General features: G+C 72.6%; 18 protein-coding genes and 2 pseudogenes. 9 read left to right on the top strand and 11 right to left on the bottom strand.

Annotated features, from left to right (window positions below):
- The first annotated feature begins 203 nt into the window (after positions 1–203).
- Positions 204–950: a class I SAM-dependent DNA methyltransferase gene (locus JNW98_RS05295; protein WP_223766886.1), complete on the top strand. Its 747-nt coding sequence runs from the start codon at positions 204–206 to the stop codon at positions 948–950.
- 85 nt (positions 951–1,035) lie between these two features.
- Here the strand turns inward: JNW98_RS05295 and JNW98_RS05290 are convergent, their stop codons facing one another.
- Complete coding sequence (locus JNW98_RS05290; protein ID WP_223766885.1) at positions 1,036–1,455, bottom strand: DUF2690 domain-containing protein; 420 nt, start codon at positions 1,453–1,455, stop codon at positions 1,036–1,038.
- 302 nt (positions 1,456–1,757) lie between these two features.
- Between JNW98_RS05290 and JNW98_RS05285 the strand changes: the two genes are divergently transcribed.
- Both JNW98_RS05285 and JNW98_RS36065 read left to right on the top strand, forming a co-directional pair.
- On the top strand, positions 1,758–2,060 hold the full coding sequence (locus tag JNW98_RS05285; RefSeq protein WP_223766884.1) for a trypco2 family protein: 303 nt from the start codon (positions 1,758–1,760) through the stop codon (positions 2,058–2,060).
- 6 nt (positions 2,061–2,066) lie between these two features.
- Positions 2,067–6,254: a trypsin-like peptidase domain-containing protein gene (locus tag JNW98_RS36065; protein WP_308015487.1), complete on the top strand. Its 4,188-nt coding sequence runs from the start codon at positions 2,067–2,069 to the stop codon at positions 6,252–6,254.
- 216 nt (positions 6,255–6,470) lie between these two features.
- Here JNW98_RS36065 and cspE read toward each other — a convergent pair whose 3' ends face one another.
- The 5 genes and pseudogenes from cspE to JNW98_RS05255 form a co-directional block, all read right to left on the bottom strand.
- Positions 6,471–6,680 carry a transcription antiterminator/RNA stability regulator CspE gene (gene cspE / locus JNW98_RS05275; protein WP_223766883.1) on the bottom strand — a complete coding sequence of 70 codons (210 nt, stop codon included), beginning with the start codon at positions 6,678–6,680 and terminating at the stop codon, positions 6,471–6,473.
- A gap of 38 nt (positions 6,681–6,718) precedes the next feature.
- Positions 6,719–7,741: a hypothetical protein gene (locus JNW98_RS05270; protein WP_223766882.1), complete on the bottom strand. Its 1,023-nt coding sequence runs from the start codon at positions 7,739–7,741 to the stop codon at positions 6,719–6,721.
- Between the two features lie 362 nt (positions 7,742–8,103).
- Positions 8,104–9,563 (bottom strand): annotated as a pseudogene (locus tag JNW98_RS36820) (Tn3 family transposase).
- A gap of 4 nt (positions 9,564–9,567) precedes the next feature.
- Positions 9,568–9,744, bottom strand: coding sequence for a hypothetical protein (locus tag JNW98_RS05260; RefSeq protein ID WP_223766881.1), 177 nt, complete (start codon positions 9,742–9,744; stop codon positions 9,568–9,570).
- A gap of 25 nt (positions 9,745–9,769) precedes the next feature.
- On the bottom strand, positions 9,770–10,183 hold the full coding sequence (locus JNW98_RS05255; RefSeq protein WP_223766880.1) for a hypothetical protein: 414 nt from the start codon (positions 10,181–10,183) through the stop codon (positions 9,770–9,772).
- 234 nt (positions 10,184–10,417) lie between these two features.
- Here JNW98_RS05255 and JNW98_RS05250 point away from each other — a divergent pair, with 234 nt between their 5' ends.
- The gene (locus tag JNW98_RS05250; protein WP_223766879.1) at positions 10,418–11,542 is read left to right on the top strand and encodes a type III polyketide synthase; all 1,125 of its coding nucleotides are present in this window, start codon (positions 10,418–10,420) and stop codon (positions 11,540–11,542) included.
- Positions 11,543–11,623: 81 nt separating this feature from the next.
- The gene (locus tag JNW98_RS05245; protein WP_223766878.1) at positions 11,624–12,151 is read left to right on the top strand and encodes a hypothetical protein; all 528 of its coding nucleotides are present in this window, start codon (positions 11,624–11,626) and stop codon (positions 12,149–12,151) included.
- Between the two features lie 10 nt (positions 12,152–12,161).
- Here the strand turns inward: JNW98_RS05245 and JNW98_RS36505 are convergent.
- Positions 12,162–12,278 (bottom strand): annotated as a pseudogene (locus JNW98_RS36505) (DUF397 domain-containing protein); the annotation flags it as partial.
- Positions 12,238–13,188 (bottom strand): helix-turn-helix domain-containing protein, encoded by a 951-nt coding sequence (locus JNW98_RS05235; RefSeq protein ID WP_308015485.1) that lies wholly within the window; start codon positions 13,186–13,188, stop codon positions 12,238–12,240. The pseudogene JNW98_RS36505 and the gene JNW98_RS05235, both read right to left, overlap by 41 nt.
- Before the next feature lie 133 nt (positions 13,189–13,321).
- Here JNW98_RS05235 and JNW98_RS05230 point away from each other — a divergent pair, with 133 nt between their 5' ends.
- Positions 13,322–13,564: a hypothetical protein gene (locus JNW98_RS05230; protein WP_223766876.1), complete on the top strand. Its 243-nt coding sequence runs from the start codon at positions 13,322–13,324 to the stop codon at positions 13,562–13,564.
- Positions 13,561–13,779 (top strand): hypothetical protein, encoded by a 219-nt coding sequence (locus JNW98_RS05225; RefSeq protein ID WP_223766875.1) that lies wholly within the window; start codon positions 13,561–13,563, stop codon positions 13,777–13,779. Before JNW98_RS05230 ends, JNW98_RS05225 begins: the two co-directional genes overlap by 4 nt.
- 2 nt (positions 13,780–13,781) lie before the next feature.
- Here JNW98_RS05225 and JNW98_RS05220 read toward each other — a convergent pair whose 3' ends face one another.
- Together JNW98_RS05220 and JNW98_RS05215 are read right to left on the bottom strand one after the other, a co-directional pair.
- Positions 13,782–14,678 carry a hypothetical protein gene (locus JNW98_RS05220; RefSeq protein WP_223766874.1) on the bottom strand — a complete coding sequence of 299 codons (897 nt, stop codon included), beginning with the start codon at positions 14,676–14,678 and terminating at the stop codon, positions 13,782–13,784.
- 9 nt (positions 14,679–14,687) lie between these two features.
- Positions 14,688–15,830, bottom strand: a complete 1,143-nt coding sequence (locus JNW98_RS05215; RefSeq protein WP_223766873.1) for a glycosyltransferase family 4 protein — start codon at positions 15,828–15,830, stop codon at positions 14,688–14,690.
- 228 nt (positions 15,831–16,058) lie between these two features.
- Between JNW98_RS05215 and JNW98_RS05210 the strand changes: the two genes are divergently transcribed.
- Entirely contained in the window at positions 16,059–17,363 is a 1,305-nt protein-coding gene (locus JNW98_RS05210; RefSeq protein ID WP_223766872.1) for a glycosyltransferase 87 family protein, read from the top strand.
- Positions 17,364–17,552: 189 nt separating this feature from the next.
- On the opposite strand, the gene JNW98_RS05205 is transcribed toward JNW98_RS05210, so the two are convergent.
- The gene (locus tag JNW98_RS05205; RefSeq protein WP_223766871.1) at positions 17,553–19,367 is read right to left on the bottom strand and encodes an AMP-dependent synthetase/ligase; all 1,815 of its coding nucleotides are present in this window, start codon (positions 19,365–19,367) and stop codon (positions 17,553–17,555) included.
- 282 nt (positions 19,368–19,649) lie between these two features.
- Between JNW98_RS05205 and JNW98_RS05200 the strand changes: the two genes are divergently transcribed.
- On the top strand, positions 19,650–20,429 hold the full coding sequence (locus JNW98_RS05200) for a metallophosphoesterase family protein (RefSeq protein ID WP_223766870.1): 780 nt from the start codon (positions 19,650–19,652) through the stop codon (positions 20,427–20,429).
- Positions 20,430–20,494: the final 65 nt, after the last annotated feature.

Here is a 20,494-nt window from a genome sequence, read left to right as displayed (position 1 = left end):
CATGCCCCGGAAAGCGTCACGTAGGCACTCTTGAGCCCCACCCGTCGCAGTGCGAAGATCGGCCGCCGAACGCCGACACCACCGCCGTACCACCCTTCCGCGACGCGGGGGCCCGGCCCGACCCGGCCCGGTATGACGAGCCACCGAGCCACCGAGTCACCGGCCCGCCGCGTCGCCGACAACCGACCCGACGGGGGAAGTCCGTGACGCCACAGTACGACCGCATCGCCGACCAGTACGGAGAGGTCGACCGCCTCCTGCACGCCTACCGCGAGACCGTGGAGATCCCCTCGCTCCTCCGGGCCCTGGGCCCGGTGGACGGCGCCTCGGTCCTCGACCTGGGCTGCGGCACGGGCCCGTTCACCCGGCTGCTGCGCCGTGAGGGCGCCGCCGACGTGCTCGGCGTGGACGCCTCCGAGCCGATGGTCGGCCTCGCCCTCCGCGAGGAGGCCGAGGAGCCGCTCGGCGTGCGGTACGAGGTCCGCGACATCGTCGACCTGCCCGCCCTCGGCGCCTTCGACGTCGTCACCGCGGCCGCCGTCCTGCACTACGCCGACTCCTTCGACACCCTCACCCGCATGTGCCGCGGCGCCTATGCCAACCTCGCCCCCGGCGGCCGGCTGCTCGCCGTCGTCGGCAACGCCCGCCTGACGCCGGAGGTCCCGCTGCCCAACGGCTTCGTCCTCCACCGCCCGGCCCACCCGCGCGACGGCGACCCCTGCACCATCACCATCCCCACCACCCCGCCCTCCACCCTCACCGTCCACTTCTGGACCAGCGCGGCGTACGAACGGGTCCTGGCGGACTGCGGCTTCACGGACGTGACCTGGGAGCCCCTCCACGGCCTCCCGGCGGGCACGGAACCCGTCAACCTCATCTTCACCGCCCGCCGCGGGGGAGGCGACGGGACGGCGCCGCGGGACGTGGGGGCGCGGATGCCGGTGGGGTGAGTCCGGCGGACGGTACGGCGCACGGCCGCCCGCCACGATGGTCGGACGGCCGTGCGGACGGCCGTGCGCGCGGGGTCTCGACGGCTCAGTACCAGCCGGTACAGCGCAGGTTCCCCGTGGAGTCGTTCCATCCGCAGGCTCGCATCACGTAGCCGGCGTCGTTGAACGCGGGGGTGTGGGTGTCGCTGCCGCTCTGCACGGTCGTCATGCCCAACGGTCCGTCCCACGAGCTTCCGCCGTTGCTCGAACGGTCCACCCACACCTTGTCACCCGGATCCGCGGCGGTGATCCGCCCCCAGGCGCAGCGGCTGGACTTGCTGTACCGCAGTTCGATGTGGATCGAGTCGACGGTCGCCGTCTTCGCGGTGATCGCGTTGCTGGTGCTGCAGGCCATCGCCGGCGCCTGCGGGCCGGCGTTCGCCGCGTGCGCCGCGGTGGCCGTGCCGCCCAGGCCGGTAAACAGCATCGCCGCCGCGAGGACGGCGGACTTTCTGCGGATGCGCATGTGACCCTCCAGTACCTCAGGTCCGGAACGGGATGCTCGCGCTCGATGGTGCCGTCGCCGCGCGCGTGCTCCAGCGTGACGCGGCACGGCCCAGAAGGTAGCGGCGCCCGCGGGCATCGCTCAACCGCCTTCCGGCAGTTGTCTCAAAGGGCGCGGGAGACGCGCTCGGCGACCGATTTCGCCGGATTCACTCTTGCGTGCGGGTCCGGAACGGATCCGCTCGGAGCGCACCTCCAACGCGGGCTCTGGAAGCACTACTTGTAGGATCCGCATGCTGTGTCCAGAGCCGCGAGGGGGAACCGGTGATCGAACTGTCCGACATGATCCGCGAGTTGCGGCAGCAGCTGAGCACGGCCCTGGCCGACGGGGCCGGGGAGGCGGTGCGGTTCGAGCTCGGGCCCGTGGAGCTGGAGGCGACCGTCGCCGTCAGCCAGGAGAGCGGCGCGGACGCGAAGGTGCGGCTGTGGGTCGTCGACGCCGGGGCGAACGGGAAGTACGCCCAGGCCCAGACCCAGCGGGTCTCCATCACGCTCGTGCCACGGGCCGGGGCGGCCGGTACGCGCCCCGTCCTCATCGCGGGCGGGGAAGCCGACGGCGAGCGGTGACCCCGGGTGGCTCGGGTACGGGGTGACCGGGTGCTGAGCGCCGAGCGGGTGGCCGAGGTCGTGGTCGCCCTCGCCGACGGGCGCGGGCGCCGCGGGTCGGGCTACCTGGTGGCACCCGGCCGGGTGCTGACCGCCGCGCACGTCGTCGAGGGCGCGTCGGGCATCCGGGTCCGCTTCGACGCCGACCGGCCGGGCGAGCGGACCGGCACGGCGGACGTCGTATGGGCGCATCCAGGCATCGACGTCGCCGTACTCGGGGTCGCGGACGAGGGAACAGGCGCTGCCCCCGCCGCCTTCGGGCGGCTCGGCGAGCAGGACGCGGTGGTGCGCTGCACGGCCGTCGGGTTCCCGCGGTTCAAGCTCCGCACGGACGAGGACGGTTCGCGCTACCGGGACGCCGAACACGTCCACGCGCGCTGCGCCGCGCTGTCCAACCGCCGCGAGGGGACCCTGGACCTCCGCGTCGACACACCACCCGCCGAGGACCCGGACGCCGAACGGGACGCCTGGGAGGGCATGTCCGGCGCGGCCGTCTTCAGCGGCGGGCACCTGATCGGCGTCGTCACCCGCCACCACCGCTCCGACGGCCCCGGCCGCATCGCCGCCGGCCGCGTGGACCGCTGGGCCGAGGCCCTGACGGCCGGCGAACTCGGCGCGCTGGAAGAGGCCCTGGACGGCGGTTTACGGCCCGCCCTGCTGCCGGACGTCCTGCCCACGGCCCCCGTCGAGCTCGTCCAGGAGTTCCACCGCGCGCACCTGGCCGACTTCGCGCCCGAGGAGCTGCGGGACAGGCGGCGCGAGACCGAGGCCCTCGTCGCGTTCTGCGGCGGCACCGAGCCGTACCTCCGGCTGCAAGGCCCGCCGTGGGCGGGGAAGACCGCGCTCACGGCCTGGTTCGCGCTGCACCCGCCACGCGGCGTGGTGCCGGTCTGGTTCTTCGTCACCGCGCGCGACGCCGGCCAGTCCGACAGCGGTACCTGCTCCGAGGCGCTCGTCGACCAGCTCGCCGCGATCGCCGGACGGGAACCCGTCAGCCGGCGGCCGTCACCCGCCCACGACGGCGAACGCGGCCTGCTGCTGCGCCAGGCGGCGGAGCGCGTCGCACGCGACGGCGGCACCCTCCTGCTGATCGTCGACGGCCTGGACGAGGACCAGTCGCTCCGGCCGGGAGGTACCGGAAGGAGCATCGCCGCGCTGCTCCCGGAACGCCCGCCGCCCGGCGTCCGCGTCCTGGTGACCAGCCGGAGCGGTGTCGAGGTCCCGGCGGACGTCAGGGGCGGGCACCCGCTGCGCACCTGCCCGGTCATGGACCTGCCGGCCAACGCGGCGGCCCGGCACACCGAGCACGAGGCGCGGTACGAGCTCCAGCAGGCGCTGTTCGGCGATACGCCGACGGAACGTGAACTGGTCGGCCTGTTCGCAGCCGCGCGCGGCCCGCTGACCGCCGGAGACCTGCGCGCGCTCACCGGCGAGCCCGAGTTCGTCCTCCGCCGGCTGCTGGGCGGCTCCTTCGCCCGCATCCTGCGGCCGCGCGGCAGCGGCAGCGTCAGCGGCCCGCCGGGCCGGAACGGCGACGACGCGGCCTCCATCCGGAGAAGCCGAGGCTACGTCTTCTCGCACGAGACGCTCCTCGCCGTGGCCCTCGACGAGTTCGGGCCGGACCTGGACCCCTATCTGGAACGGCTGCACACCTGGGCCGCCGGATACGCGGCGAAGGGCTGGCCGGCGGGCACCCCGGCGTACCTGCTGCGCCCCTACGGCCGCATGCTCGCCGCCCTCCAGGACCCCCGCGACACGCAACGGGCCGTCTCCCTGGCCACGGACCCGCGACGGCACGAACGGTTCCGCGAGGAGACGGAGAACGACGCCGCGTGTCTCGCGGAGATCGCCACGGTGCGGGAGGCGGTGTGCGGGCTCGCCACGGTCGGCCTGGACTCCCTTGCGGCGCTGGCGGTGGCGGAGGACCTGGTCGCCCGCCGCAACGAGCAGCTGCACTACGACGTGCCGGCCGCCTACGCCCGCCTGGGCAAGGTCCGCCTCGCCGTCGGCCTGGCCCGCAGCGTCTTCCACCCGCTGCACCGTTCGACGGCCCTGGAACGCCTGGCCCGGGTCCTGGCGGAGGCCGGCGACCTGCGGGCGGTGGGGCTGGCGGAGGAGGCGGTACGGCTCGCCGAGGGGGAACTGCTCGGGAGCGACCCGGAGGTCGCGCTGTCCTGCCGCTGGACCGCCCTGGGCGTCCAGTCCGTCGCGCTGGCGCGGACGGGCCGGCGGGAGGAGGCGGTTGATCTCCTCGACCGGCAGCCCCGGCCGCGAAACCGCGATGAACGCGCGTCGTTCGCCCACGCCATGATCACCGCGGCCGTCGCGCTGCGGGACGCGGAAGCGGCCTCCGGCCTCCTGCGCGCGGCGGAGGAAGCCGTCGACGGGATCGACTTCCCGCCGCAGCGGGCGTACGCGCTGTCGGACCTCGCGCGGGCCTGGGAGGACTGCGGATTCCTGGAGGAGCGGGACCGGCTGCACGACAAGCTGCTCACCTTGGTCCACGATCGCCCCAGGGACGCGCGCCTGCCGCAGATCGCCGCCCGAGCGCTGCGAGCGACCCGGCCCGAGGTGGCGGATGCCCTCATCGAGCCGGCCCACGGACACGGCGGCGGGTCGGACGCGGTGTTCGCGTTGATCGCCGCCGGCAGGATGCCGGACGCCCAGCGCCTCGCGGCGGACCTCGATCCGGAGAAGAATCCGGGGAACTGGGTCGACGCCGTGCTCTTGTGGGGGCGGATCGTGAACGCCCTCGCCGAGGGATGGGCGCGCCAGGGCGAGGCGACCGCGGCCTGGACCGCCCTCGAACCCTCGTGGAGCAGCACCACGATCGACCTCTACCGGTACGGCAGCGCGGCGACCGTCGCCACGCTCCTCGCCGGGTCCGGCCGGGCCGAGCAGGCGGAGGCATGGCTCACCACCGCGGAAGAGCTGCCTTGGCACGTCGCCGCCGAGGCGTTCTCCGCCCTGGCCCGCCACCACGCGGCCGAGGACCCGGACCGCTCGCTGCGGCTGCTCCGCCGCGCCGTGGACGGGCCCCGCGCCGGCGGCCGGACGATCGCCCACCACCAGCAGGACCACTGCGTCCCCCTGGCCGGCGCGCTCGCCGCGGCGGGACGGCCCGACGCCGCCGAGCGCCTGGTCGCCGCCTTCTCCGACCCGACGATCCGTCTCCGCGGCCTGGCCACCGTGTCGCTGGCCGTGCGGCCGGCGGACCCGGAGCGCGCCCTGCGCCTCGCCGAGCGGGCCGCGTCCCTGCTGTCCGAGGTCGACGTCGGGCAGACTCCCGGTGTCCTGACGGCCGCCGTCCAGGCGCTGGCCGGCGCCGGTGCGGCGGAACGGGTCACCGAGGTGCTCGACGCGTGCGAGGCGGCGGGGCGCGCCGACGACCTGGACCGGGCCCGGGTCGAAGCGGCGGCGCTGCTGTGGCCGCACGACCCGGACGCGGCCGCCCGTTCGCTGGACCTCGCCGTCGGCGATCTGCTCGACCGGCCCGACGAGGTGAGCAACACACAGCTCGTCCAGGTGCTCGTGGCCGTGGGCCGCCACGACGACGAGCGGGCATCGGCCGTCAAGGGCCTCCTCGGCGACCGCGCGCCCGGTTCGTACCGGCGCTACCTCGAACCCCGGTGGTCGCGTCCCTCCGGAGGGGCGTACGTCGACACCGTGCCGGCCGGTCTGCTCGAAGCCGTGAACGACGGCCCTTACGCGCGTCGCCACTACGTCGACCCCATAGCCGAAGAAGACGAAGGGATGACGCTGCCGGCCTCACGAGCGGGAGCCGTCGCCCTCGCGTACGCGGCACTCGGCGACCACCAGCCGGCCCTGGACCGCGCCCGGCGCGCCCGCGACGAAGCGGAACGCTCGGAAGTGCTCGCGCACCTCGCCGCCTACTACGCCTGTCTGCCGGGCGACTCCGTGGCCGTGCCCCTCTACGAGGACGCCTTCGACATCCTGCCCACGGTCCGGCGGCTGGCCGGCCTCGTCCTCCCGCCCCCGTCGGGCCCCGACATCCCCCGCGCCAAGTCCCTGCTGGCGGAGGCCCTTACGCCCGGGGGCTGGTACCACGCCGTATCGGTGCTCGTGGAACTGGACCCGGCGGCCGTCCTGGACGCGGGCGACATCGTGCTCTCGTATCTCGGGATCGGCGACTGAGCTCGGGCAGACACTTTCGCTGCCTGCCCGGGCCGTCGGATACGCAACCGCGAGTTCATCGGGGCATCTGAGAGAGGGGCCGACCCAGTGCGAGCCGGAAGGTGTGGCGTGCGCGGCGCCCCTTACTGCCGGCCCTACAGCGTGTCCGACGGGTTGAGGTGCGCTGCTGCGCCGTCTCAACCCGTCGGGAGCAGTGCTGGCACGCGCCCGGCGCTCCTAGATGGCCGTGACGTTGGCTGCGGACGGGCCCTTCTGGCCGTCCTGGATCTCGAACTCGACGTTCTGTCCTTCGGCGAGGGTCTTGAAGCCGTTGTCCTGGATCGCGGAGAAGTGGACGAAGACGTCCTTGCTGCCGTCAGCGGGCGTGATGAACCCGAACCCCTTCGACTCGTTGAACCACTTCACTTGGCCTTTGAGCTTCGACATGCGCACTCCTAGTCGTGCTGACCAGTAGGTGGCCGGGGTCAGGGGAGGGTGAGGCCGATGGTGCCGTCGAGGGCGGTGACTTCGCCAGTGAGGGCTCCGTTGTTGGCCAGTCCGGCGCCGCCGCCGGGGCGGCCGGGGCCGCCGTCGCCTCCCAGGAGGGTACTGGCGGGCAGGGTGGGGCCGGCGACGACGAGCTGGTCGTTGTTGCCGTGGCCGCCGTTGCCGCCTTCCTCGCCCTGGCGGCCGGCCCTGCCTCCCCTGCCGCCGCGGATGTCCACGGTCCCGGTGACCTCGGTGCGTCCGTCGGTGCCGTGGCCGCCGTTGCCGCCTTCGCCGGCGGCGCTGCCGTTCCCGCCGGGCCCGCCGCTGATCACCGCCCGGTTGTCCGGGTTGCCGACCAGGTAGATCTCGCTGTTGCTGCCGTCACCGCCCGCTCCGCCGTCGGCGTCCCAGTTGGCGGGCGACATCGCGCTGCCGCCGGGGCCGCCGCCGGCGATGACGGTGCCCTGGGCGGTGATGTTGCCGTCGTTGCCGATGCCGCCGGTGCCACCGTCTCCCCTCTTGATCCCTCCCTCGCCTCCGCTGCCGCCGATGACGGTGATGTGGTCGATGCCGCCTCCGCCGAGGATGGTCCGGTTGTTGCCGTCCCCGCCGTTCCCGCCGCGATCGGTCACGTATCCGTTGTCGCCGCCGCCCCTGACGAAGATGGTGTCGTTGCCGGGGCCGCCGTCGATGGTCCCGTCGTTGCCGATCTGGCCGTTGCCGCTCGGGGTGCCCGACGAGGTCTCGCCCAGGACGATGATCGTGTCGTTCCCGGCCCCGGCTTCGACGGACGTACCGCGCACGACGCCTTCCCCGCAGCGGATCGTGTCGTCACCGCTGGTGCCGTGGATCGTCGTCCCCGACACCTCGACGAAGTTGACGGTGCAGGTGATCGACGGGGCGGCCGACGCCTGGCCGGGTATCGCTATGACCAGGCCGCATGCAGAAGCCAGGGCGGCGGTGGCGGAGAGCGTGGCCCTCCACGACACGGAGCAGACGGACGGACGGTGCACAGACAACGGATCTCCCCAAGACGGTAGCTCTGCGGGCAGGATCATCAGGAGAACCGCCCGCGCGACCGGGTTCACCCCCATCGCCTGATCATCATCTCCCTGCAAACGTCCGCCTACTCCGGCGGCTGGAACTTTGGCCGAAGTAGATCGACTCACCGATCGCTTGGCCCGGCGACGGACCAGGGCGAGCGTGGCGCCGGCCGTCGAGACGAGAAGGCCGACTCGGCGCGCTGAGTGACGACCGAGTGTTGGCGCATCACCGGCACCTTGATCAATCGCGAGTTCGGCCCCGCACAACCCGCCTGAAACGAAGGGGCGGTCGAAGCCATTGAAGCTGGCTTCGACCGCCCCTTCGACTGTACGCGGGCTCACTCGCTCCCGGCAGGCTGCTGCTCGTCGGCGTCCACTGGCGCCCGAGGTCCTGGCACGGTGACGGCGGCAAGGTTCAGGCGTGCGCCCATGTCGAGGTTCACCTCACCGTAGGGCCGGACGTGTGACCAGAACAGCGGGGTCAGGCCGCGCCGGTCGGCAGGCGTGAGGAGGTCGGCCCACTCGGGTTCGCCGAGGATGTCCTGGAGCATCAGGGTGTTCACGTAGACCAGGGCCGATTGCAGAATCCGCAGGCACAGCACGAACATCTCCTGCTCGTCGCGCCGGTTGGAGGCAATCTCCCCGCCCTTGCCGTAGGCGATCACGGAGTTCGCGCCATTGGAGGACTCCATGACGTTCAGGCCCTCCTCGATCTCCCGCTGGAGGTCCCGAAGCCGCAGGTACCGGGCCACGAAGATGGTCTTCTGGGCACGGCCGGCCTCCAGCATCGCCGCGTAGGTGGGGTGGGAGGCGTTACGGGTGAAGCGCCGCAGGATCGCCTCGGTGGACGCCGTACGGGTCCGGATCGCGGTGGCGTACTTGATCATCTGGTCGTACTGCTGGGCGATGAGTTCCCAGCGGATCGGGCGGGTCAGCGCCGGGGTCAGCTGCGGGTAGGCGTCCGGCTCGCCGGCCACCGGCCGGTACAGCTTCACCTTGTTGATCCGCTTGATCCTCGGCAGCAGGTCGAAGTTCAGCAGCCTCGTGATGCCAACCCCGATTTCCGACTGGCCATGCGAGTCCGTGTAGTTGGCCTCCACGTCCATGGTGGTGCCGTGCCGCATCGCGCCCTCGATCATCGCGGCGACCTCGGAGGCGGTGCAGTTGATCAGCTGGGAGTGGATGGCCAGGGACTTCTTCTCAAGTGCCAGTAGATGAGCACCCCACGGCCGCCGTAGCGCGAGTGCCACTCCGTGAACAGGTGCTGGTCGTAGGCGCGGACATGGGTGGAGTCGGAGGCGACCGCGGTCGAGCCCTGGCCCCACAGCTCGGTGCTGCGGGCGGCGAAGGTGGCGTTCGCGATCTGGATGGCGATGGCGCGGGCCGCTTCGGCGGATAGGTACCGGCGCCGTACGTAGCGCAGTTCGTCCTCGGTGTGGCCGTGGCCGCCGGATGCCACGGCCTTGATCCCAGTGTTCGTGCCGTACGCGTGGATGACCAGCAGCAGGCGTTCGGCCAGCACCTCCGGCGAGAGGCTTCCGCCGCCGGAGACGGAGGTGACCGCGTCCAGGCAGCCGGTCCGCAGCACCGCTTCCCGGACCTGCTCGGGCCTGCGTTCCTTGTGCGCGACATGCTCGGCCAGATACGCCGTCAGCTTCTCCGCGTCCGCGACGCTGCACTCACGGAAGCCGAGGTGCTCCCGGATCTGCGCACGGTGGTACTCGACCGTGCGGCCCGTCCAGTCATAGGACTCCAGCTCCGAGGCAGGAACCTGCACCTGCCGGGCGACGAACTCCACGGCCTCACCGGGCAGCTCCGCCCGATTCCGGGGAAACCGGCCGTACTGCGTAATAGAACTTCAGCAGCACGGCGAAGCCCAGCCGTGTCGCACCACGCTTGCCGGACACCAGCGCCTGCTCGTCCTTCAACAGCGTCCAGCGCTCGACGAGTTCGTCCAGGTCCAGCGGAGTACGGGCCACGATCGACGATCGTCCTCGCAGAGCTTCACCCACCGCAGCCGTACGGCCCAGGACTCACCCACACGGGTGACACCCCCGCAAGATCACCGCCGTTTGCGGCTGGTGACAGCGTTCTTACCGGCACCCCGACTTCCTTGGACTGGTTCCAGGACAGGAGCAGGCAGCCGCCTCCGGTCTTCCCCTCGGTGTGGTACGTGGCGGTGCTGGTGTGGCCCGAGCCGTCCCGGCAGTGGTAGGTGCCGTCCACGGAGACCTTGGCGGAGCCGGCGGAGGAGAGGCCGAGACCCGGCCCGTAGGTGATGTTCTCCTGGCCCGTACAGTCCATGGAGAGCCGTGCGCGGGAGTGGCCATCGGCCTTCGCCGCGGGGATCCCGCCCGCGACGGCCGTCAGCAGGGCGAGGAAGCCCAGGGCGACGCGTGCGCCACGATTGCCGATCACGATGAGTCCCTTCGTCGTCCGGACCACGGCGTGCGGACCACGGTGTGGCCGGCTCCCCGTGGATACCCACCCGCATCGCCGGCCGCACCGCCTCCCCGGACGTCCGGAAGCGACTCGTTCTCTCCCCCCCCCGCCCCGCCGTGCGCCCTCGCGCCTGCCGCACGCTCTGTCCCGGGCGGCACGGCGGCGTCACGGTGAACCCGTCAAGGGACGTCGACGGAGGGTGAGTTATCGATGAGTGACGCGTGTCCGGCGGCGCCCCGGGTGGCCTCCGTGGCCGTGGCCGTACCGCCCCACCGGCACCGGCAGGAGGAGATCGCCGCCGTGTTCGCCGGGTCTTTCCAGGGTGCCGACGCGGCCGTGCGCCAGAAGTTCCGCGGCCTCGCCGCCCGTTCGGGCATCGCGTACCGCAACCTGGCCCGGCCGCCGGCCGAGTACCGCGCGCCGCGTGCCGTCACCGCGTGCAACCGGAAGTGGTCCGCCGTGGCCGGCGAGGTGGGGCAGGAGGCGCCGACCCGCGCCCTCCGGGCGGCGGGGGTCGCGCCCGGCGAGGTCGGGGCCCTCTTCACCACGACGACCACCGGGGCCTCGGTCCCGTCCTTCGACGTCGACCTCGTCCAACGGGTCGGCCTGCCGCGGCAGGTGGCCCGCGTGCCGCTGTTCGGCCTGGGCTGCGCGGGCGGCGCCGCCGGGCTGGCGCGGGCCCACGACTACCTACGCGGCCACCCCGGCGAGGTGGCCGTCCTCGTCTCCGTCGAGCTGTGCTCCCTCACCTTCCAGCGCGCCGGCCTCTCGGTCGACAACCTGGTGGCCACCGGCCTGTTCGGCGACGGCGGGGCGGCCGTCGTCCTTCTCGGCGCCGACCTCGCCCGGCGGGCCGCCGGGCCCGAGCTGATCACGACCCGCGGCCGCCCGCACCCGGGCACCGAGCACCTGATGGGCATGCGCCTCGGGACCGACGGACTCGCGGTCTTCCTCGCCCCCGACGTCCCGGACGCCGCGGAGAAGCTGCTGCCCGGCGAGGTGCGCGGGCTTCTGGGCTCGTATGGGCTGACCACGGCGGACATCGCCGCCTGGATCCGCCACCCCGGCGGCCCGAAGGCGCTCGACGCTCTGGAGCGCGCCCTCTGCCCACCGCCCGGTGCCCTCGCCCACAGCCGGGCCTCCCTGGCCGCGTACGGCAACCTCTCCTCCGCCGCCGTCCTGGACCTCCTCCACCGCACCCTGACCGCCCCCGACGGCCCGCCCGCCCCCGGCTCCCACGGCCTGCTCCTCGCCCTCGGCCCGGGGCTCACCACGGAACTGGTGCTGCTGCGCTGGCCGGAGGGGGTGGCGGCGACTTGTCAGCCCCCAGGATGAACCGGAACGGCCCTCGCGGGGGAGCGTGATCGCTCGTGAGGTCGACGTGCTGTCGCCGGGGGCTCGACGACGGTGGGAAGCATGTTGAGCAAGATTCCTCTGGGCGGCACCGAGCGCCCGGTTCCGCCCTGGGCCCTGCGGCTCGCCAAGGCCCTGCCGTTCATCCTGCTGCCGCACTGCCTGTGGCGGCTGCCGTTCGCCGTCGACTTCCGTATGGGCACCGACGACCCGGCGGCCCCGCCGTTCGTCTGGTGGGCCCCGCCGTACGTGGTGGGCCTGAGCGTGCTCACCGAGGCCCTGGCCGTACTCACCCTGGGCCTGGTGAGCGGTTGGGGCGAGGTCTTCCCGCGCTGGGTCCCGTTCGTCGGCGGCCGGCGGGTACCGCCGCTCGCCGCGGTCGTCCCGGGGACCCTGGGCGGCCTCATCCTGGTCGCCCTGTGGGACCCGATGCCGCTCGCTTGGTTCGGGGTGCCCGGGTTCGAAGAGGTCCCCTTCACTAACGGCTGGTGGGAACTGCTCGCGCGCGTATGCATCGGCCCCATCATGCTGTGGGGGCCGATCGTGCTGGCCCTGACCTACGCGTATTACAAGCGCCGCCGGCTTTCCTGAGCCGCTCGGTTCAGCTTGCCTTGACGTTCGCGACGAACGCGGACCAGGCGGGCGCGGGGAAGGCCAGCGCCCGCCCGGTCGGGCGTTTACTGTCGCGGACGGGGACGGTGCCGGAGGACGGTACGAGGTTTCGGGCGAATTCGACGCATTGGCCGCTGTTTCCCTCGCAGTAGCTGGACTTCGTCCATATAGCGTGCGACAAGTCGTAGAGGGTGCTCATGAGCGTATGCCTCCATAACGTTCCGAATGAGGGTCAGCGAGTCATCGAGCGGCAGTGCGTCCGCGCGCAGCCTGTCGAAGGCTGAACGCGCTTCGGCGACGATCTGTGCCACTTCGTTCGTCTGCCCCTGCGTGTACGTCTCCTCGTATAGGACGTCGGTCTTGTCCTGCCTGATGAACAGGCTAAACGAGCTGCCCCGGGCCGGGGTTGGTCCGGTGGCCGGAAAAATCTGGAGCGTGATGTGGGGTGACTCCGCGGCCACCAGCAGGTATTCGAGCTGAGCCCGCATGACGTCGGGGCCGCCCACGTTGGACCACAGTACGGACTCGTGGAGGATCACCCACATCGACGGAGGCTGGGGACCGTCGAATACCTCTCGCCGCCGCAGGCGTTCCTCCACGCGCGCCGCGATCTCGGCGTCCGTCTCCTCCGGGTGAGCTGCGCGGAAAATGGCCTCGGCGTACTCCCGGGTCTGAAGGATCCCCAAGACGAAGACCCTGGAGTAGTCGCAGACGGCCCGCGCCTCGCGTTCCAGCTGTACGAACGGGATGAACCACATTGGATACCCCGCGTCCGCCGCGCGTCGCCGCATGCGCGCGTACGTGCCCGGCGTCCCGAAGACCCGGTCGCACTGCGCGGCGAAAGCCGCCGACGCGAGTTGTTCGCCGCGTTCGACCTTGCTGACGTACGGCTGGCCGCAGTGCAGAGCCGCGGCGAGTTGCTCCTGGCTCCAGCCGCGGGCCTCGCGGGCGGCCTTGACTTCCTCGCCGAACTGGCGGGCGGGGGAGAGCGGTTCGCCGGGTGAGCGATCGAGCATATGTTCAACTCCCCTTATTCCAAGCACTTTTGGAATCGGAAACGGCCTGTTCAGGCGGGCCGTGGAGGTGGAGTCTAAGCCGCATGGTTGATGCCCGCTCGCGAAGAGCGGAACACCACGAAGGGTCGAACGCATGAAGCAATCAAGGGCCGGCTACCGGCCCGGTGCGTGGCTGACGGACACGCGGCGGGGGAAGGTCGGGCAGCTGATGGACCACTGGGGGCCGCGGATGCAGTTGCGGCCGCCCGGGGGCGGGCGGGAGTGGGAGGTCGAGCCGGGGCGGGTGCGGCCGGCGACGTTGGAGGAACGGGAGCGGGCCGGGGTGCCGGCCTGGGCGTTCGTCGTCACCGGCGGCACCCGGGAGGGCGCCTCGTGAGCGGGCCGCCACCCATGTGGGACCCGCCGCCGCTGCCGCCGATGCCGCACTGGAGCGGGCCCCGGGCCAACCCCGCGCCGCACGAGTGCGGGACCTGCCGGTGGTACACCGCCGCCGAGACCTCGGCCCGGCAACGCGGGGACGGGGAGGCGGCGGAGGTGTACCGGCGGAGGCGGGCCGGGCATCAGGTCCGCTATCCGCACCGGATGGAGTGAGGTCAGGACTCCTCGTGGAGGGCGTCCGGTTCGGCGATCTCCTCCGACCAGTCCGTTCCCAGGGTCGCGGCGAGGCGGTGCAGTGCCGCCTCGGTGCGGCCGTAGAGGACGAGTTCCGTGTCGCCGTACCCCGTGTTGTGGAGCGCGATGACGTCCGGGCCGCCCAGGAACTCCGTGTGGGCGCCCAGTTCGCGCCAGGGCAGCAGGCCCATCGGGCGGAGCGCCTCGCGGAGGCGGGCCTCGGCCTCCGGGGTCAGGTCCGGGTCCTCCACCGCCCAGCCGTAGTGGTCGGGCAGGCGGACCGCCGCCAGCGCGAGGAAGAACTCCGAGACCGAGTGGCTCTGGAGGGTCCACTCGCGGTCCTCGACGGTCACCAGCACCGGCGGGTCGACGAGATGGGCGCGGGCCGCCGGGTAGCCCCACTCGTTGCAGAACTGGTTCTCGGCCATCAGGACGCAGACCCGGGGGTCCTCGTCCGGGTCCGTGAACGGGTTGTCGCGCGGCAGGGCGTCGGCGGCACCGTAGCCGGTCGGGTCGGGGCGGACGGTGGGCGGCCAGACCGGGTTCGTCCAGTAGAGCCGCCAGCGGTCGGCGAAGGAGTTGAACGGCAGGTCCCACCACTCGTCCAGGGCGGCGGGTATGGGGAGGCTGCGGTCGACGTCGTCCGGCTCCGGCTCGTCTTCTGGCGCGGCGGGGCGCAGGCCGGCGACGTACGCCTTGTGCGCGTCCGGCTCGTCGCGCTCCCAGCGCGCGCCGCCGGTCGGCTCGTACCCCCACTCCTCCTGGAACGCGCGCAGCAGCTCCCAGCGGGCGGCGCTGCCGGCCGGGTCCGTCGCCGCCACCCGCCGGGCCGCCTCCAGGCGTTCCCCGAAGCGGCCGTAATCGATCTCTGTGCTCATGGCCATGGTCTACAGGAGGTCCTTCAGGCGCTCCGCCAGCAGGTCCCAGCGCCAGCGCTCCTCCACCCAGGCCCGGCCGCGCGCGCCCATGCGGGCGCGCAGCTCCGGGTCGAGGAGGAGCGTCGCGACGCGGTCCGCCGTCTCGGCGGCCGACTCGCCGCGTACCACGAACCCCGTCTCGCCCTCCAGCACCGCGTCCGGGGCGCCGCCGGAGTCGCCGGCGACGACCGGCAGGCCCGTCGCCGACGCCTCCAGGTAGACGATGCCGAGCCCCTCGACGTCCAGGCCGCCGCGCCGGGTGCGGCAGGGCATGGCGAAGACGTCGCCGGCGCCGTAGTGGGCGGGCAGTTCGGCCCACTCGACCGGGCCGGTGAACCGGACGGACGCGGCGACGCCCGTCTCCTCGGCGAGTTTGCGCAGGTCGGCGGCGTACGGGCCGCCGCCGACGATGAGCAGGACGGTGTCCGGGACGCGGGCCAGGACGGCGGGCAGGGCACGGATCAGGGTGTCCTGGCCCTTGCGCGGGACGAGCCGGGAGACGCAGACGACCACCGGGCGGTCGGTGAGGCCGAGCCGGGCCCGGACCGCGTCGCCACCCGAGCCGGGGTGGAAGGTCTTCTCGTCGACGCCGGGCGGGAGTTGGACCATGCGGGCCGCCGCCTCGCGGGTGAGGGCGGAGGCGATGCGGGAGCGGGTGTACTCACCCAGATAGGTGATCGTGTCGGTGCCCTCGCCGATGCGCCGCAGCAACTGCCGCGCGGCGGGCAGCTGCGCCCAGCCGGCCTCGTGCCCGTGCGAGGTGGCGACGATCCGCCGCGCGCCCGCCGCCCGCAACGCCGGGGCCATCAGGCCCAGCGGGGCCGCCGCGCCGAACCAGACCGAGGAGCAGCCGTGTTCCCGCAGCAGGCTCGCCGCGCGGCGGGTCACCCGGGGGGTCGGCAGCAGCATCGTCGTCCGGTCGCGCACCACGCGGAACGGCTGCTCGGCGTCGAACCGGGCGGTGGCCTCGACGCCCTCGCGGCTCCGCTTCCACGTCGACGCGTAGACGACGATCTCGGCCGGGTCCAGCCGCAGCGCCATGTTGTGCAGGAACGCCTGGATGCCGCCGGGCCGGGGCGGGAAGTCGTTGGTGACGATCAGGGTCTTGTGCATGCCGTTCGGTCTCGTCTGCCTCTCGCGCCCGGTGGGCGTGCGTGCGTCGCTCGCGGTCGCCGCCGACAGTACCCGGGGCGGCGGCGGGAGGTGCGTCCGGGCGGGCGATCGGGCGGCAATGGCGCCACGACGTCGCACGTCACCGAGGACCGGCCGCCGGGCGGGCATCATGCCTTGCAGTGACGGCATCATCACGGCGTGTGGTGCCCTGATGGGACGAGGTGGACGATGGCGGGCTCCGGTACGGGCTCCTCCGGCACAGGCACTTCCGGTACGGGTTGTTCCGGTACGGGGTCACGGCTGAGGTTCCTGCTCGCCGTGGGGGCCGTGTGGGCCGTCACCCGGGCCGTCCTGCTGCTGTGCGTGTTCCGCGTCCTGGACATGCCCGGCTCGGACGTCGGCATCGACATCGAGGTGATCTACCGGCGCTGGTACGGCGTCTTCCAGACCGGCGTCTTCCCCTACGACGACGTGACGTGGCAGTACCCGCCCGCCGCCGCCCTCGCCGTCCTCTCCCCGGGCCTGCTGCCGTTCCTCGACTACGCGCACGCCTTCTTCCTGGTCTGCTGGACGGCGGACGCGGCCGTCCTCGCCATGCTGCTGTACGCCGCCCGGGACGGGCGCCGCAGCGGGCGCGGCGTGTGGGTGTGGGTGCTCGGGGTGCCGCTGCTCGGGCCGATCGTCTACGCCCGGTACGACGTGATGGTGACCGCCGTCGCCGTCGCCGGACTGCTGGCGCTGGGGCGCCGGACGCGGCTGGCCGGCGCGCTCGCCGGGTTCGGCGCGCTGCTGAAGGTGTGGCCCGTGCTGCTGCTCGCCGGGGTGCCGCGGGGGGCTCGGACGCGGTCCGCCTGGAGTTCCGCCGTCGTCACGGCCGTGGTGGTGCTGATGCTGTTCGCTGCCGCCATGCCGGGCGCTCTCGCTTTCCTCACCTTCCAGCGAGACCGGGGGACCGAGGTGGAGTCGCTGGGGTCGATGGTTTTCCACCTCGCCCGGCACTTCGGGTGGCACGGGCGGGCCCGGCTGCACTACGGGTCCGTGGAGTTCCTCGGGCGGCATGTGCACGCGGTGAGTGCGCTGGCGCTGGGGTTGAGCTTGCTGGCGTTCGCCTGGTTGCTGCTGTGGCGTTTCCGGGCGCGGGTGTTCGAGGAGTGCACGCCGTCTGACGCGGCGTTCACCGCGGTGCTGCTGTTCACGACGACGAGTCGGGTGATCAGTCCGCAGTATGTGGTGTGGCTGATCGGGCTCGCGGCCGTCTGCGCGGCCGTTCGGACCACGCGGCAGGGGTTGCCGATTGTGCTGGTGCTTGTGGCTGCGCCGCTTACGCAGTTGGAGTTTCCTATTTGGTTCCAGCACGTCATTGCCAGCGACAAGTTGGGGGTGGCGACGTTGACGCTGCGCAACGCGTTGCTGGTGGTGGCGACGGTGATTGCCTGCCGGCGGCTTTGGCGGGCCACGGTGAGTGTGCCGCCTGCCGCGGCCGGGGAGCCGGAGCCTCCGGCTGAGCGGGCGTCCGAGCTCGTCTCGGGCTAGGGGGGTGTTGCCCCGGTCCCGCCCTTTCACCGTTTCTTGCAGGGGCTGCGCCCCCGCGCCCCCGAAACCGCGCTCCGCGCGGTTGTCCTCAAACGCCGGACGGGCTGAATCAGCCCGCCCGGGGGGGTGCGGGGGCTTGCCCCCGCAAGAAACGGTGAAAGGGCGGGACCGGGGCACCCCCAACACCGCTCACGCGTGATAAATCGCCTCGATCTCGTGCGCGAAATCCTTCGCCACGACATTCCGCTTCAGCTTCAGCGACGGCGTCACATGCCCCGACTCCTCCGTGAACTGCCCCGGCAGGATGCGGAACTTCCGCACGGACTCCGCCTTCGACACCGCCGCGTTGCCGTCGTCGACGGCCTTCTGGACGTCGGCGAGGAGCTCGGGGTCGTCGGCGAGGTCGGCGGCCGTGAGGCCGGCGGGCTTGCCGTGGCGTTCGAGCCAGCGGGGGAGGAAGTCCTCGTCGAGGGTGACGAGGGCGCCGACGAAGGGGCGGGCGTCGCCGACGACCATGCACTCGGCGATGAGGGCGTGGGCGCGGATGCGGTCCTCGATGACGGCGGGGGCGACGTTCTTGCCGCCCGCGGTCACGAGGATCTCCTTCTTGCGGCCGGTGATGCTGAGGTAGCCGTCCTCGTCGAGGGTGCCGAGGTCGCCGGTGTGGAACCAGCCGTCCTCCAGGGCCTCGGCGGTGGCCTTCTCGTTGTTCCAGTAGCCCGTGAACAGGTGCTCGCCGTGGAGCAGCACCTCGCCGTCGTCGGCGATCCGGACGACCGAGCCGGGGAGCGGCTGGCCGACCGTGCCGATCTTCTGCCGGTCCCAGGGGTTGAACGCGGTGGCGGCGCAGGACTCCGTCAGGCCGTAGCCCTCCAGGACGGTGAAGCCGATGCCGCGGTAGAAGTGGCCGAGGCGCTCGCCCAGCGGGGCGCCGCCGGAGATGGCGTGGGTGGCCCGGCCGCCGAGGACCGCGCGGAGCTTGCCGTAGACGAGGCGGTCGAAGACCTTGTGCTTGACCTTCAGGCCGAAGCCGGGGCCCGACGGGGTGTCCAGGGCGCGGCTGTAGGCGATGGCGGTGTCCGCCGCCTTGTCGAAGATCTTGCCCTTGCCGTCCGCCTGGGCCTTGGCGCGGGCGCCGTTGTAGACCTTCTCGAAGACCCGGGGCACGCCGAGGATCAACGTCGGGCGGAAGCCCGCGAGGTCGTCGGTCAGGTTCTTGATGTCGCTGACCATGCCCAGCCGGATGGGGGCCATCAGCGCGGCCACCTCGACCAGCCGCCCGAAGACGTGCGCGGCGGGGAGGAAGAGCAGGACCGAGGAGTCGCCGGTGCGGAAGAGGGGCTTGAGGCGCTCCACCGCGTTGCCGCACTCGGCGAAGAAGCTGCGGTGGGTGAGGACGCAGCCCTTGGGGCGGCCGGTGGTGCCCGAGGTGTAGACGATGGTCGCGGGGGTGTCCGCGTCGGCCAGCGAGCTGCGCTCGTCGACCTCCTCGTCGGTCAGGTCGGCGCCGGCGGTGCGCAGGGTCTCCACCGCGCCGACGGCGTCGTCGGCGCCGGCCTCGATTTTCCAGACGTGCTTCAGCTCCGGGAGCGACTCCCGGACGGAGGCGACGGCCGCCTCGTGCGCGTCCGTCTCCACCAGGCAGGCCACGGCCCCGGAGTCGCCGAGGATCCACTCGATCTGCTCGGGCGAGCTCGTCTCGTAGACGGGGACGGTGACGCCGCCCGCGCTCCAGATGGCGAAGTCCAGCAGCGCCCACTCGTAGCGGGTGCGGGAGAGCAGGCCGATCCGGTCGCCCGGCTTCACGCCCGAGGCCATCAGGCCCTTGGCGGCGGCCCGTACCTCGGCCAGGAACCCGACCGCGGTGACGTCCTCCCACCGGCCCTCGACCTTGCGCCCTATGACCGCGACGTCTGGGTGGAGCGAGGCGTTCCGGCGGATGAGATCCGTCAGGTTTCCGTCCGCTGGGACCTCGTAGAGGGCCGGAAGGCTGAACTCGCGCAAGACTGCTGCTCCTCGTCGGGCGCCGGCGCCGCCGCGTCGTCGAGGGGCGCTGCGTCGGCTGCGGTCCATGTAATTCGGGCATGTGTAATTCGGGCACGGTGAAGGACGGCCCGGACGTTACCCACCAGTACTGGTTTCGAATAGAGGGTCACGCCCAGATGTTCTGTGCGTCACATGCCGCGGAACCGCTCCCGGCACCCTAGCCGCTCCCCCTGGTGACCCGGAAGTAACCGCAGGTCGCGGCCCTTCCGCCGGGCCGGACCGCGATCTAGGGTGCTGAACATGCGAGGCTCCCGAGGCACCAGGGTTCATGTGGTCAGCGACGTGCACGGCAACGCCCGGGACCTGGCCCGCGCGGGTGACGGCGCCGACGCCCTGATCTGCCTCGGCGACCTCGTCCTCTTCCTCGACTACGCCGATCACGCGCGCGGCATCTTCCCCGACCTGTTCGGCGCGGAGAACGCCGGCCGCCTCGTCGAGCTGCGCACCGCCCGCCGCTTCGAGGAGGCCCGGGCCTTCGCCCGCGGCCTCTGGGCCGGAATGGACCGCGCCACCGCCATCGAACAGGCGGTCCGCAAGCAGTACGCCGAACTCTTCGCGGCCTTCCCCACCCCCACGTACGCCACGTACGGCAACGTCGACATCCCGGCCCTGTGGCCGGAATTCGCCCGCCCCGGCACCACCGTCCTCGACGGCGAACGCGTCGAGATCGGAGGGCGCGTCTTCGGCTTCGTCGGAGGTGGCCTGCGGACGCCCATGCGTACGCCCTACGAGATCGACGACGACGTGTACGCCGCCAAGGTCGAGGCGCTCGGCGAGGTCGACGTCCTCTGCTCCCACATCCCGCCTGACCTGCCCGAACTCTGCTACGACACGGTCGCCCGGCGCTTCGAGCGCGGCAGCTCCGCCCTGCTGGAGGCGATCCGCGCCACCCGCCCCCGGTACGCGCTCTTCGGCCACGTCCACCAGCCGCTGGCCCGCCGGATGCGCGTCGGCGTGACCGAATGCGTCAACGTCGGGCACTTCGCGTCCACCGGTACACCCTGGGCCATGGAGTGGTGACACGCCGGGAGAGGTAGCCTGCACCGGCAGGCAGCAGGCAGCAGCCAGGCAGCAGCAGAGACAGT

Source organism: Streptomyces huiliensis (assembly GCF_020037025.1).
In the GTDB taxonomy this organism is placed as follows: Bacteria; Actinomycetota; Actinomycetes; order Streptomycetales; family Streptomycetaceae; genus Streptomyces; species Streptomyces huiliensis.
This window is presented reverse-complemented; position numbering and strand designations above follow the sequence as displayed.